A 14,204-nucleotide genomic window follows, 5' to 3' on the forward strand; every position below is an offset into this window, starting at 1 on the left:
ATGTTCGGATGGATGTTATTTCTTCATATAACGGGTTTACTGGGTTGGCTGGGTGCTCTGCTCGGTATTCTTGTCACCATGCTTTTGCTAAGAAAACAACTGGGCACACCCGATGCAAACAGTTTGGCCGGAAAAACGATCCGAGTATTCGGACGAATCGCTCATCCCAGCTCGATCCTCGTTCTTCTCAGCGGTGTTTACCTCATTCTCCAAATGGGCCTCGGCTCCGGAAAGCCGCTCTGGCTTCAAGTGATGGAAAAAGGCGGAGGCACGATCATTCTGCTCGCAGTCATCTTTACAGCCGTACTGGGCAGCAAAATGAACAAACGGTTGAACTCAGCGGGCGGGACTTCCGTCCGATTAACCGGCTACCTCAGCATGGTGGGAGTCTTCATGTTTCTGATCGTTTCGGTCGTTCTTGTCGTCAGCTTAAAACTGTAAGCCAGCTTCTTCGTGAAAAACAAAAAAAACGCCTTTTACGGCGTTTTTTTGTTTACCTTTTAGTTAGATCCGCTGGCCGGAACCAGCTTGCGTTTGCTTTTGCTGCTCCAGGAGGTCGAAATGATGAAAGAAATGACCAGGATAACCGCACCGAACATATACGGGAGGTTAATTTGTACGTCGAACAGGATACCCGCGATGGCAGGCCCGAAAATATTCCCGAGGCTCATGTACGCATTGTTCATACCAGCGACGAAGCCCTGCTCATCTCCTGCCATTTTGGACAAGAGTGTATTGATTGCGGGGCGCATGATGGAAGTCAAAGTGAAGAACAGCATAGTAATCACTAGAATATACCAGAAGTTGCCCGAGAGAAGCATCAGAATCAGACACAGCGCCGACAGGATAAAGGTCAAGTTAATGAGCTTCTTCTCTCCGAAACGGCGGATCAGCTTATCGATCAGCATCGCCTGAATGACAGCGCCGATCAACGCTCCGACGGTAATCAGAATCGAAATATCCTTTGCTGTGTAACCGTATTTGTTATCCACGAACAGCGGGAATACCGCTTCAAAGTTAGCCAGACCGAAGGTCAGGGCGAACACAAGCAGCAGCAGGATGAAATACGGAGCTTTGAACGACTGTCCCAGTTGGATAAAAATGCTTTCCTTCTTCACTTGGGACGAACGGTTAGCGGCAAGCTCTTCTTTGGTGAGCGATTCCGGCAGAACAAGCAGGGAACCGATCATAGCCAAGGCGCCGACCGCGGACGACACGTAGAACGGAGCCCGCAAACCGAGTTCCGCCAGAAACCCGCCGATGCCGGGTCCGATAACGAAACCGAGCGACATGGCCGCCCCGAGCATCCCCATTCCTTTTCCGCGTTTCTCGTCGGTTGTAATGTCCGCGATGTAAGCCATCATAGATGGAATCATGGCAGCCGCACCGATACCGCCGATGAGACGGGAAGCATACAGCATCCAGACTTCGGAAGCCATGGCGAAAAGCAGATTAGAGATCGTGAACAGCGCCAGACCGGACACGATCATTTTTCTGCGGCCGTATTTATCCGACCACTCTCCCCCGATCGGAGAGAAAATAAACTGAGTAAGGCCGAAGGCCGCGACGAGGTAGCCCGCTGTTTTGCCTCCGAGACCAAATTCTTTCAAAAATTCAGGCAGGACCGGAATAATAAGTCCGATACCGAGCATCGCGATAAACATATTGATCATCAAGATGACCAACGGCGAGCGGCGGTTTTTCATAGTGCTCATTTGGATTCTCCCTTCAGCTATCCTTATATAAGGGTAACTGCTTCTTTTTGTATTACAGAAGTATAGCGCACAGATTAACTTTTAGTCAATTTGTAAAGTTGTAAAGTTTTTTTATAAGATAACTCTCCGGGACAGGCTTGACTTTGAACAAATCTCATTCCTATGATAAGGTTGGTATTTAATGCTTAACCGAGGTGAAAAGATTGCCGAGAAATCCAGAAAGAGACCAGGAAATCCGTAAAGAACGCTGTGATCAGATCTTATCCGCGGCGGTCGAGCTCTTTGCCAAAAACGGGCTCAGCTCCACGAAGATTTCGGATATCGCCCATAAAGCCCACATGAGCCACGGCCTTATTTATAACTACTTTCAGTCCAAAGAAGAAATTTATATTTCGATCGTAGAGAAAAATTTGTGCATCCTGACGGTTCTGTTCGAACAAGCGCATAGGTTGCCGGATGCTTCTTCCTACGAGAAGCTGACTTGGCTGCTGGATCAGGTCTACAGCGAAAGATGGGACGACGCCGTGTTCTACCAGGTCGTCGCCGATCAGATTCTTACTTCCGATTCCGTGTCGGACCAGTTGAAAACTTCCGTACGCACGAGCATCGGCGACAATTTGAACCTGCTCACCCGTATTTTCCGGGAAGGTCAGGAGAAAGGTGAATTAATCCAAGGAGATCCGCGAGAGCTGGCCTTTTATTTCATGAATATGATTCAGGCCGTACTACTTGCGGAGACAAGAGGGATTTATTTCACGGGCACTCCCCTGCACCGCAATTTGCTTCAGCTCTTCTTGCCGAAGGCCTGAAAGCCAGCCAGATTTTCAGCCGGTCGCTCCTTTCAAGGAAGGCCGGTTTTTTGCGCCCCCTGCAAAACGGTGCACGAATTGTCGGATGCGAAAAATCGGATTCTGCTATTGTAAAGTTGAAAGGAGGTCATGAGCATGAACGGGCTTGAAAAGATGAACAGTGCCCTTGCGTACATCGAAGCAAATCTTGCGAATGACATTGATTTCAAAGAAGTCGCCAGACTCGCGGTATGCTCGGAGTATCATTTCAAACGGATGTTTTCGACCCTTGCGGGGGTTACGCTCTCGGAGTATATCCGCCGCAGACGTCTTACGCTTGCAGCCTTCGAGCTGGCCAGCACGGACCCCAGACTGCTGGATGTGGCCGTTAAATACGGCTACAGCTCTTCGGATTCTTTTGCGAGGGCATTTCTCAGTCTACACGGGATTAATCCATCCGAAGCGCGTACTCGTGGACAATCTTTGAAAGCTTACCCGCGCATGACCTTCCAATTAACGGTACAAGGAGGAAGCGAAATGAATTATCGTTTGGTAGAAAAGGATGCATTCCGGATCGTCGGGTTGAAAAAAAGGGTTCCCTTGATCTATAACGGGGTTAACCCGGAGATAGCCGCTATGTGGGAAAATTTGAATATGGAAACGATCCGGCTACTGAAATCATTGTCTAACGCGGAGCCTTCCGGGCTCATCAGCGCATCCGTAAACTTCTCAGAAGGACGCCTGGAATCCGGGGAACTTGATCATTATATCGGCGCGGCAACTACTGCGGACTGCCCGGGTCACTTGACACAGTTGGAAGTTAAAGCTTCAAACTGGGCGGTATTCGAAGCAGTCGGACCTTTCCCCGGGACGCTTCAAAATATTTGGGGCCGTATTTATTCTGAGTGGTTTCCATCCTCCGGCTATGAAAGCACGGAGGGACCGGAACTGTTATGGAACGAAAGCAAAGACACCAGTTCCCCGACCTATAGAAGCGAAATATGGATTCCGGTCGTGAAAAAGTAAGATTTAATTAAGAACGATGCAAAAAGAGGCCAATAATTTGGCCTCTTTTTTATGTGGGGCTCCATATATCCCAGTTAACGCTGGATCATTCAAAGCGGTTTGCCCGTATAAGAACTTTGTTATTATATTTGAGAACGTCATAACGCAAACCCGTGATTTCCTTGGACAAGCGGATATTAACGATACTGAAGTCTTCAATCATATCAGCGCCCATGTTCGATACGAAAATCGATATAATTGCCCGGCTATACCAGAGCAAAATGGCGATCGCTCCCGGTTCTATACCGTAGAACGATCGCCATTTTGTCAGATAAACAGTACTTTTATAGCATGGACAGCACGGCTTTGGGTACTTTACAAACGACGCTGTAGGCGGGGTTGAACACATTGGCCACCTCGTATTCCACAGCCTGGCCCAGGACCAGGCTTGCTTCCGAGGCCGTCAGGCCGTAGTCTTTCGTCAGCATAGCCAGCATTTCCGTCGTTGCATGCTGCAACGCTTGATCAAGCGGCCTGGCGTTGCCGATGCAAAACCAGTGCGTGTCCGATTCGCCTCGCGGCCAACCGATCGTTTTCCCCTTCAATACCTGAACAGTGAAACGGACGTCGAGCGATATTTCCACACCGGTGCCTACAATTTCCCCGCAGCCTTGAACGGCATGCCCGTCCCCAAGATGGAAGAGCGCCCCCTCCGCAAAAACCGGAAAATAGACGGTAACACCGGCTACAAGGCCTTTATAGTCCATATTCCCGCCGTATTCCCCGCTCGTTGCCGTTGAAATCGCCTGATCTTTCGGAGGAGCAACCCCTAAGCAGCCCAGAAACGGGCGCGCTTCCAGCTTCAATCCGGCCAAACCGGACGTCGGCTTTTCCAAAACAACCAAAGCTTGCTCAGCGTCCACAGACCAACGCACAATGTCGAATGGCGGCAAAGCTGCGGCAGCTATTGGATCGACGACGTTCGGCGCCAGCACGTTGAACGTCCAGCCCCAATCCCGGCTCGGCACCATCGACTCAAGCCGTACGGCAAGCGTATCGCCGGGCTGCGCCCCTTCCACATAGAATGGTCCCGTCATCGGATTGCCTCGCCCGGCCACGCTTTCCCCTCTGTAGTCCCAGCCTCTGGCGTCTACTGTGGATGTCACGACGGAATCGCTGTCGGCAATTTTGAGTACGGGCTCGTGCGCCCCTATGGTGTTAGGGTAATGCTGGGGTTGAAAGTGGTGTACAGCCATCGTTTCGCCTCCTTTAGATCGAGGAATTTCCCTTGGCTTTCACATTGCTTGAGAGCATCGACCATTTCGGTGTTTTCAGTATAAGCGCAACCGCTGACAGCATGCAATCGTTAATGGTGAACATAATCGTGATGGACATTTGCGAAGATCGACTTTGCATCAGACTTTAATGTAAAAAAACATTAGTTCAACTTATATAGTTACCGCCCTTTTTTCTCTCAGACAATTCCACTCTCCAGTCCGTATTCGTATACTGTTTGCCGACGACCGTTCTGACAAGAGTCAGTTTGTCCGGAACGGGAGTTAGAACCGGAAAACGGAATTCGAAGGGCTTGTAGTTTTCGCTGACGCTACTCAAAACGGTAACCCCATCTTTCCAATTATCACCTTTCGGACTCAAGATTCCTCTGCCCTGCGTGGTAAATTCGCTCTTGTCAGCAGTTCTTACCACCCATTTATCGAAGGAGAATTCATTCCGCAAATCTCCCGTTACATGAAGACTGCTTTCAAGTTTATCTCCGTCGCTAGTCGGTTGATTTACCGTCATAAAATCGTTTAAAACAAGTCGATCTCCCTTCCAATCGAGTTTAATCGGTTCTTCTTTCAACTTCTGAGGGTTAAACTCTACTGAAGTTCCGTCCGTTTCCGCAATAAAATATCCGTCCAAAACAAACTTGTATGGCGAATCGATCGGCAATTCCTTAAATGTATAGCTCCAATGCATCAAGCCGGGTTTGTTGCCGGCGGTGTTTCCATCGATCATTACACTGTCCTTCATAGGCATTTTTCTGGTATTGACGCCATGAATTTCATTTCCGGCCAAATCCTCAAAATGAAAGGACAGTTTCTGTTCCTTCCAAAGCCCTCCCGGTGATCGTTTCAAGGCTTCCCCGCTAAGCTCGGTATCGAATTCCAGGCGAACGCCCTGTACCATCCGTGTTAATCTTTTTAAACGCACGGTCATTCCATCCGGGCTTGTATATTCTCCTTGCAGCGGAGTAATGTGCGTCCGTTTATTGGCTTCTTTTAAATCCATATTAAAAGTAAAATCCCAGTTACCGGGTGTGATGGAAGTCTTGGTCGAAGTATTTCCTAATCGTTGAATCGTTCCTTCTACGGTAAGACGATCTGTCTGCACCGGTTCGGGGAATATGGCCATCATGTAATAAAATTCTTCCGTTGATCCATAATCGTACATTTCGCCGACTTTATTTCCTTTTTCATCCTTAATAAAAATATGATTTTTATTATAAAAGGCGATGCTATTCCGGTCATGCTTTCCGTCTGGTCCAAACAATTGGAGCGCTACGACTACTCTGGTAGAATCCGCAACAGCTTCGTCGATTTTCAGCATGTACCCCTTGTCTTTCACTTCAATATTTGGATGTTGTACCAATCCGAGTTTTTGGGCTTTCAATAAACCGGTATCCGCGTTGTTTCCGGCAAACAAGGACCGGACGATGTCCGCCAGCGTAGGAGCGGAAAAGAAGGTTGCGGTACCCATAAATAGCACAAGCGCTGCCGCGGCGGCTGCAAGATTCCAGCGTTTTTTTAGGCCCTTTGGTTCTTTCGCTGCAGTTTCCGCGGCCGTTACGACCGAATCCTTGAAAAGTTCTTCTTCGGAACTGATCGAAAGCATCACTCCTTCGGTAAAAGCAGCGGGAAGCACGTTCGGATAAAGCTGCCGCATCCAGTTCTCTTGTTCTTCCATCCACTCGGTATAACGGTTCCGGCAGCCTTCGCAATCGGCTAAATGATTTTGCATGTTCACCAAGCTGAAGTCCGCCTCCTTCAAAACCGCTTGTTCAAAATCTTCTGGCTTCCAGCATTTCATGGTCGATCCGCTCCTCTCCAAGCATCATTTTTTTTAGTTTCAGCCTTGCCCGGTACAGATCGTTCTGGACCTTGCTTACAGGGCAGCCCATGATCTCGCTTATTTCAGCGTAATTAAGATCATTGGTATATCTAAGTAGCAGGACAAGCCGGTAATTGCCCGGGAGCTTGGAAATTCTATGCCGCATCTCTTTCTGCTTTTCCGACAGCAATAAAATCTCTTCAGGCCCTTTGTCCGCATCCTGTTCCCGTTCCGCCATCAGCGTGGCCGAAATCGTTTTTCTTTTCTTGGCGTCTTTGAACCTATTCGCTGCAATCGTGTATAACCAAGCCGCAAAGCTTTTGTCCGGATCGTGCTGGTCAAGCTTCCGGTAAGCCTTAATAAAGGCCTCTTGCGTTAAGTCTTGGGCATCTTGTGGTTCGGCTCCCATTCCCCGCAGCAGCATGTACACTTTATTCTTGTACCTGTCAACCAGGTAAGCATAATCGTTTTTATTGCCGCTTAGCACGCTTTCGATATGAAGCCTTTCGGTATTCCGTATCTCTTCGTTTGCTTCCACTGCCTGTCCCCCTTCTCTTTTCATACTCTATTGACGGTCGATGGCGCTCCAATCTCTCACTCGGTTCAGCACAAGATCTGGAATAGGGAAAAATACAGCTAAAAAAAGAGCCCCGTTATCAACGGGGCTCCTTCACGTCCGGTTTGCGCCATAAGAGCGCAGCGGGTGCGATTGATATAAATAAGTGCGATTAGATCTTCATGACGCCGCCAGTACTGGCGTTGGTTACTAGCTTGGAATAACGGGCCAGGTAACCGGTTTTCACTTTCGGCTCGAACTCTTTCCAGCCTTTGCGGCGCTCTTCCATTTCTTCGTCGCTGACCTTCAGCTCGATTTTGCGCTCGATCAGATCCAGTTCAATGATGTCGCCGTCCTGTACGAAGGCGATCGGTCCGCCTTCGGCAGCTTCCGGCGAAATGTGGCCGATGCTGATTCCGCGGGATGCGCCGGAGAAACGGCCGTCCGTGATCAGGCCGACTTTGGCGCCGAGGCCCATGCCGACGATCTGCGAAGTCGGAGCAAGCATTTCCGGCATGCCGGGGCCGCCTTTAGGGCCTTCGTAGCGGATGACCACCACGTGGCCTTCTTTGACTTTGCCGTTAGCGATGCCGTACAGCGCATCGTCCTGGGAGTCAAAGCAGATGGCCGGTCCGACATGGCGTCCGCCTACGGAAGGGTCCACCGCGCCGACCTTGATGATGCTGCCGTTCGGCGCCAGGTTGCCGAACAAGACGGCAAGGCCGCCACGCTCGGAATGCGGGTTATCCAACGTGTGGATAACATCCTTGTTCAAAATCTCCGCGCCTGCCACGTTCTCGGCAAGCGTTTTGCCGGTTACGGTGATACAGTCGCCGTGGATAGCGTCCGGTTTTTTGAGAAGCTCGTTGATAACCGCGCTTACGCCGCCGGCTTCGTGGATATCCTCGATGTGCCAGTCCGATGCCGGAGCGACTTTGGACAGATGCGGCACACGGTTCGCCACTTCGTTGATGCGCTCGATCGGATATTCGAATCCCGCTTCATGAGCGAGAGCAAGTGTATGAAGAACGGTATTCGTCGAGCCGCCCATTGCCATATCCAGCGCGAACGCGTTGTCGATGGCTTCTTTCGTGACAATGTCGCGCGGCTTCAGATCAAGCTTGATCAGCTCCATAAGCTGCTTCGCGGATTGTTTTACGAACTCTCTGCGCTCGGGAGATACGGCGAGAATCGTGCCGTTGCCCGGCATAGCCAGTCCGAGCGCTTCACACAGGCAGTTCATGGAGTTCGCCGTAAACATGCCGGAACAGGAACCGCATGTCGGACAGCCGTATTGTTCAAGCTCAAGCAGAGCTTTATCGTCGATTTTACCGACCTGGTAGGCGCCGACGCCTTCGAATACGGAAGTCAGGGAGATCGAACGGCCGTTGCTGTCTTTACCCGCTTTCATCGGGCCGCCGCTTACGAATACGGTCGGAATATTGACGCGCAGGGCGCCCATCATCATGCCCGGAGTGATTTTGTCGCAGTTCGGGATACACACCATACCGTCGAACCAGTGCGCGGAAACGACCGTTTCCAGAGAGTCCGCGATAATCTCGCGGCTCGGAAGGGAATAACGCATGCCGATGTGGCCCATGGCGATGCCGTCGTCCACGCCGATCGTGTTGAATTCAAATGGCACGCCGCCCGCTTCGCGGATAGCTTCCTTAACGATTTTACCGAATTCTTGCAGATGAACGTGACCCGGTACGATATCAATATAAGAGTTGCACACCGCGATAAACGGTTTGCCGAAATCCTCTTCCTTGACTCCAGCCGCGCGCAGCAAGCTGCGGTGCGGCGCCCGGTCGAACCCCTTCTTGATCATATCGCTTCTCATGCCTTGTTTAGCCATCTATGATTCCTCCCGCTTCTATCAAGTGCATTGCCGTTTTACTGCATTAAAAGGAATTGTATCACGGATAATCCTTTTTTGCCTATCTTTTTTACAAAGGAATGTCGAAAAATATCAATCGAAAATTTTCGCGCGCTCCATTGAGGAGAGCTTGCGGCCCGCGATGTCCAGGACGATCTTCCCTCCAGCGAGGCCCCAGATGCGGCTGGCATACCGCTCCGCGAACTCCACGTTGTGCAGGGAGCAGACGACCGTTACCTTCTCCCGCTTGCATAGCTCGCGCAAATCTTTCAGCACGCTGTTGGCGGCTTCGGGATCTAGACCGGATACCGGCTCGTCCGCAATGACAATTCTCGCGCCCTGCACGAGCGCCCGCGCGATCGAAACCCTCTGCCGCTCTCCCCCGCTCAAATCCTCGACCTTTTTCTCGGCTTTATCGAGCAGGCCGACTTTCTCCAGATAGTCCATGGCAAGCACATGCTCGTCCCGGGCATTCGTGCCGGTTAACACGCGCATGACGGACTTTTCGTAAAACCGTCCTTTCAGCACGTTCTTGACGGCCGTCTGCTTCCGGTCCAGCGCCGGGCTTTCTTCGATAAATGCCCAATCCCGCTTCAGCTTGAACTTCTCGGCGATCCCGAGCGACGTAATGTCCCGGTCGTTATAAATGAACTGGCCGTCGTCCCATTTTTCTTTCAAAGCGATGCACTTCAGCAGGGTCGTTTTTCCGCTCCCGCTTGCGCCGACAAGCCCGATCAGCTCGCCTTCGTCGATTTGTAGCGATATTTTGGAAAGGATCTCCTGTCCCGTGGTCAGCTTCTTGGTCAAATTGCGTATCGTCAACATCAGCCGTATGCTCCCTCGTCTCCGTTAGGTGCACACGCTTACAACTGCGTGCGTCAGCCTTTGCTAGTTTCACCTATTATAGCAAAAACACGGTCGATGAGGAATCGTTTCGTCAGGCGGACGCGCGGAACCCTCCCGCCGGTGTCCGAAAGATGACATCCGCAGAAGGGTCCGCAGCTACCGCTTATGAAAATTTAGCTTCCCGGATTAACCGGCCGGATCGCCGGAATGTCACGGAAGACGTACTTCTTCCTTTACTTTTTCAAACTTGCGTTAAGCTGATCGCATTCGGCGGCGGTAACGTTCTGGCCGCACACCGCAATCTGATCCTTCGGCTTGCCGTCCGAAACATCGCTGACCAGCTTGTTGCCCAGGATATGGTTCAGCGCGTTGAGGTTATAGCCGTTGTCCTGCTCAAGCTGCCATCCGAAAATACCGGCAAGCCCGTTGTCCTTGGCATACTGCGTCTTAAGCGCGACGGTGCGCGGCGTTTCGACAGTGATGAACGAGCCGATCGGATTCACGAGATAATCGGCATTGGCCGCTTTGTCGGTGTAAAGCTTATAGCCGTTCTTAGGCTTCAGATCTTTATCCAGGTAATTCTGATAAAGGTCGTAACCTTCGACGACTCCGGCTTCCCAAGAGCCTACGCCGGCGATGCCGAGGATCAGGCTTTTGCCTTTCCAGGCCAGGTCCCCGAACGTCGATTTACCGATTAAACCGTTCGTGTATTCCGTAATGTCTCCGTTTTTCATCGCTTTGGAGCGGTGATAGTTGGCGATGCCGATCATGATTTTATTGGCCGGAACGCCGTATCCTTTAAGCAGCTTGACGGTTGTATCAAGAGAAAGATCCACATGCTTGCCCGTTGCGGGGTCCTTGGAATTCGGGTTGGGATACAGCGGCGTGTGATGGCCAAGCTCCCGTTCCCAGGCTCCGCTCAGATCATAGGTCATTGCATAGAGACGGTTGAGGTATTTGCTCGCTTCGGCCCAGTCGATCTTGGCCAGTTTTTCTTCCGTAGCCGGAATCGCGCTCGACAGGCGGTATTCTTTGCCGGTTTTCTTGGTGAGCCAGTCGAGGCCGGCCCGCAGTTCTTTCAGAAGCTTGATGTAGTTCTCGGGATCGTCCTTACGTGCCATCCCTATGACGGCACCGTCGGAAGCGGGATATTCCCAGTCGATGTCGACGCCGTCAAAGCCGAACTGTTCCAGGAAACGGACGACGGAATCGACGAACGCTTTGCGGCGCGTCGTATCGGAAGCCATCCACGGAAAGCCTTCGCTCAGCGTCCAGCCGCCTACGGAAAGATCCAGCTTCAGGTTGGGGTTCGTTTTGCGGAGCTGGTAGAGCGCGCCGAAGACACCTGCGACATCGTTCGGATCGAGATCGTACATGCTCTCGGTTCCCGTGATTTTGCCACCCGTCTGACCGGGAAGCGTCCGCAAGAAAGCGGCTTCAAAATCCGCGATAGCCATCGCTCCGTCAGGCAGGTTGCTCTGCTTGCACGTCCGGTTGACCGATGCCGGCGCGGTGGTCGGGAAGCCCGGGTCCTGCGTGTTCTGGGCAGCCGGGAAGCAGACGCCCGCGAAGCCGTAGACAAGCCGGTTCACGTTCTTCACCGGAAGCTTGCTGAAATCGAACCGACGGCCGTAGATGGCCCAGTCACCGAGGTACTCGACGACTTCCTGGCCGGCGCTCATTTCGTAGGTGTTGTGCTGCAGCGGCAGGGTGCCGGACGGAAGCTTGGCGACACGTCCGCCCGTATCGGCGTCAAAGCCGGGATGGTTGCCGCCGGGATCGGTGGCGGGATCGATGCCGCCTTTGGTGCCGCCCGTTCCCGTGCCGGAGACGGGATGTCCGGAGCTGATTGCGCCCGTCGGGTTAATTTTGCCGACGTTGGTGTTGCCGGTTCCCGGGTTCGCCGTGCCGTAATCTATGTTGTTCGGGATGGATACCGGACAAAGATCGTTGCTGATTTTGCCGGCTACTTCCCACATGTTATAGATGGTGTCGTCCGGCGCTATGCCGTGTACGTCGGAAATGGCTCTGTATGCCTTTCCTTTATAACCGACAATTTTGCCTTTGGCGTAAATTTTCGAAGCGCTCCAATCCGGCGCGCAGAAAGGCGTCGTCGGTTCGGGCTTGGTCGGATCCGACGTATCGAGCTTCCAGAGCGTCGGCGTCGTAGCCGGTTCCCAGCCCACGAGAGCGGTATGAGCTGCAAGGGCTTTATACGTCTTGCCGTTGTAAGATACGAGATCGCCTACTTTATAGGCGGTTCCGGCCTGCCAAGCGGGTGCTCCCGTACCTGGGCTGGGACTTGGACTTGGGCTGGGACTCGGGCTGGGACTTGGGCTGGGACTCGGTGTAGGGTCCTCGGCTTTTTTCCACAGCGAAGCTACGTTCGGAGGCTCCCAACCGTTCAAGGAAGTATGAGGCTGCAGGCATTCATACGTAACACCGTTGTAGGAAACAAGATCTTTCGCTTTGTAAGCCGTGTTCGGCGCCCATTGGGCGGCCGCTCCCGATGATGTCGAGGGATAAAGGGGAAGTAAACTGAGCAATAAAGTGACCAGCAGCAGCAATGGGAGTAATTTCTTACCGTACGCTTGCGTTGCGTGCATAAAATAACTCCTTCCACTATTTAAGTTTTGTGCGGTCCTTGCCTTCCCTGGCAGGCGTAAAGATTCTTCGTCTCCTTTCCTGTAAATTGTATAAAAACTCCCGGAATTTAAGGAGCTTATACCGGTGTGGGCGCAGAAGCCATGATCCTATTTTTAAATATGGAAGCGTTTTCCACAAGGGGGACATTCGCATCATGGAGGGGGAATTATATCCATTTTACTGGAAATTAAAAAGAAGCCCGGAAGGCTCCTTTTTATAAAGCGGATATACGGATCGGATTCTTCCGCATCAGGAAGAACTTTCTATTGGGCAGCGGGATTCCGCCGCCCGGTTTCTTCTTGTTTCATCACGTGAATACCGGCCAGAAAAGCCGAGATAAGCAGCTTCTGACTCACCTCCACCGAAAGCGCGATTCCGAAGCCTCCGGAACGCTCGATGGACGAGAAGCCGTGCAAAATGCTGCGAAGCCCTCTTGTCGCATGGATAGCCGCATCCCCTTCCAGTCCGTAGTAGCCGAGTACTCCGACGATAAGACGGACAATCTCGGCCGAAATACGATCCATCTCGCTCTCCTTCCGGTCGGGTGCGCGGAGAGTGGCTTCGTAAAGGCCGGGATGTCTGCGGGCAAAGGCCGCATAAGCTTCTCCGAGGGCAAAGACGGCCTCATCGCCTGCCAATCCTTCGACGGCAGCGGCCAAGTCGCCGTGAAGGATCGACAGACTGTAGAGAGCGAGTTTGGCTCTCAGTGCGCCAAGTCCTTCAATATGATTGTACAAAGAAGGCGAACGCACATGGAGCTTCTGTGCAAGCGAAGCCAATGTGACGGCTTCAAAACCTTGCTCGTCGGCCAGCTCGGCAGCCGCTCTGAGAAGCGTTTGTTCATCGAGACCGATTCTGGGTGACATTTTAATGAGAACTCCTTCCATTTAGCGAGACGGCGAGATTGCGTTCGGCAGCGGCAATGGCCAGATCCAGCTTGGCAGCGGGGTCGGACAGCATTGCTCCATGACCGACCGCAAGCAGAGCCGGCGAATAGCCGCGAAGCTTTTTGACGCTTTCCAGCGCTTCGTGTTTGTTCCAGGTAGCGAGAGCCGGAAACGGGAAAAGCAGTTTAACTTGACCCGAAACCGCTATCCCCGCTCTGAGCTGCAGGGCATCGCCCGCGATGACGGCATTACTGCGGACATCGAGGAAGCTCATGGAACCCGGCGTATGACCCGGTGTGGACAGAGCAAGCAGGGAACCGATCCGGTCACCTTCCTTCAGCAGCACGTCGGGAACGGTCGTCACTTTCTTCGGAACGGCCCCGCGCACCGGCATCTGAGGCTCATCCGGATCAAGAGTCGCGTCTCCCTTGAGCAGGCGTGCGTCACGGGCGGAGATAAACACCTCCGCTTGAGGCAATAGACGCTTGAGTTCGTCGAGAGCGCCGACATGATCCTCATGCGCATGTGTCAGGACGATTCGTTTAATCGATTTGCCGATTCCGCCGGCCGCTTTCATAATGCCTTTGGCACTGAAAGGCATCGCCGCGTCTATGAGCGTTAATCCGTCCTTTTCTTCCACCAAGTAACAGTTTACCGGAAACATCCGGGGTAAAAAAGCCAGTTGGTAAAGATCGCCTTCACGAGTTATTTTCATTGAAATGTTCCTCCGCTTCTCAAAACTAATCTTATTAGTTTTATAATAACTAATGC

Annotated in this window: 12 protein-coding genes; 3 read left to right on the top strand and 9 right to left on the bottom strand. The window is 52.1% G+C overall.

Annotated elements, in window-relative coordinates:
- Complete coding sequence (locus tag AC2TF6_RS14670; RefSeq protein ID WP_491307362.1) at window positions 1–441, top strand: hypothetical protein; 441 nt, start codon at window positions 1–3, stop codon at window positions 439–441.
- Between the two features lie 59 nt (window positions 442–500).
- Here AC2TF6_RS14670 and AC2TF6_RS14675 read toward each other — a convergent pair whose 3' ends face one another.
- A complete protein-coding gene (locus AC2TF6_RS14675; RefSeq protein ID WP_491307363.1) occupies window positions 501–1,715 on the bottom strand; it encodes an MFS transporter in 1,215 nt (404 codons plus the stop codon).
- 194 nt (window positions 1,716–1,909) lie between these two features.
- Here AC2TF6_RS14675 and AC2TF6_RS14680 point away from each other — a divergent pair, with 194 nt between their 5' ends.
- A complete protein-coding gene (locus tag AC2TF6_RS14680) occupies window positions 1,910–2,524 on the top strand; it encodes a TetR/AcrR family transcriptional regulator (protein ID WP_491307364.1) in 615 nt (204 codons plus the stop codon).
- A gap of 135 nt (window positions 2,525–2,659) precedes the next feature.
- Window positions 2,660–3,529 carry an AraC family transcriptional regulator gene (locus AC2TF6_RS14685; protein WP_491307365.1) on the top strand — a complete coding sequence of 290 codons (870 nt, stop codon included), beginning with the start codon at window positions 2,660–2,662 and terminating at the stop codon, window positions 3,527–3,529.
- A gap of 323 nt (window positions 3,530–3,852) precedes the next feature.
- Here the strand turns inward: AC2TF6_RS14685 and AC2TF6_RS14690 are convergent, their stop codons facing one another.
- The 8 genes from AC2TF6_RS14690 to AC2TF6_RS14725 all read right to left on the bottom strand — a co-directional run bounded on the left by AC2TF6_RS14690 (window position 3,853) and on the right by AC2TF6_RS14725 (window position 14,148).
- The gene (locus AC2TF6_RS14690) at window positions 3,853–4,764 is read right to left on the bottom strand and encodes an acetamidase/formamidase family protein (RefSeq protein ID WP_491307366.1); all 912 of its coding nucleotides are present in this window, start codon (window positions 4,762–4,764) and stop codon (window positions 3,853–3,855) included.
- 187 nt (window positions 4,765–4,951) lie between these two features.
- Window positions 4,952–6,598 (bottom strand): DUF4179 domain-containing protein, encoded by a 1,647-nt coding sequence (locus AC2TF6_RS14695; protein ID WP_491307367.1) that lies wholly within the window; start codon window positions 6,596–6,598, stop codon window positions 4,952–4,954.
- Entirely contained in the window at window positions 6,570–7,157 is a 588-nt protein-coding gene (locus tag AC2TF6_RS14700; RefSeq protein WP_491307368.1) for an RNA polymerase sigma factor, read from the bottom strand. Before AC2TF6_RS14700 ends, AC2TF6_RS14695 begins: the two co-directional genes overlap by 29 nt.
- A 190-nt stretch (window positions 7,158–7,347) precedes the next feature.
- Window positions 7,348–9,033: a dihydroxy-acid dehydratase gene (ilvD, locus tag AC2TF6_RS14705; RefSeq protein ID WP_491307369.1), complete on the bottom strand. Its 1,686-nt coding sequence runs from the start codon at window positions 9,031–9,033 to the stop codon at window positions 7,348–7,350.
- 114 nt (window positions 9,034–9,147) lie between these two features.
- Entirely contained in the window at window positions 9,148–9,879 is a 732-nt protein-coding gene (locus AC2TF6_RS14710) for a phosphonate ABC transporter ATP-binding protein (protein WP_491307370.1), read from the bottom strand.
- A gap of 254 nt (window positions 9,880–10,133) precedes the next feature.
- A complete protein-coding gene (locus tag AC2TF6_RS14715) occupies window positions 10,134–12,506 on the bottom strand; it encodes a glycosyl hydrolase family 18 protein (RefSeq protein WP_491307371.1) in 2,373 nt (790 codons plus the stop codon).
- A gap of 303 nt (window positions 12,507–12,809) precedes the next feature.
- Window positions 12,810–13,412 (bottom strand): TetR/AcrR family transcriptional regulator, encoded by a 603-nt coding sequence (locus AC2TF6_RS14720; protein ID WP_491307372.1) that lies wholly within the window; start codon window positions 13,410–13,412, stop codon window positions 12,810–12,812.
- Between the two features lies 1 nt (window position 13,413).
- Entirely contained in the window at window positions 13,414–14,148 is a 735-nt protein-coding gene (locus AC2TF6_RS14725; RefSeq protein ID WP_491307373.1) for an MBL fold metallo-hydrolase, read from the bottom strand.
- Between the last annotated feature and the right edge of the window lie 56 nt (window positions 14,149–14,204).

It is taken from the genome of Paenibacillus sp. JNUCC 35 (assembly GCF_058269095.1).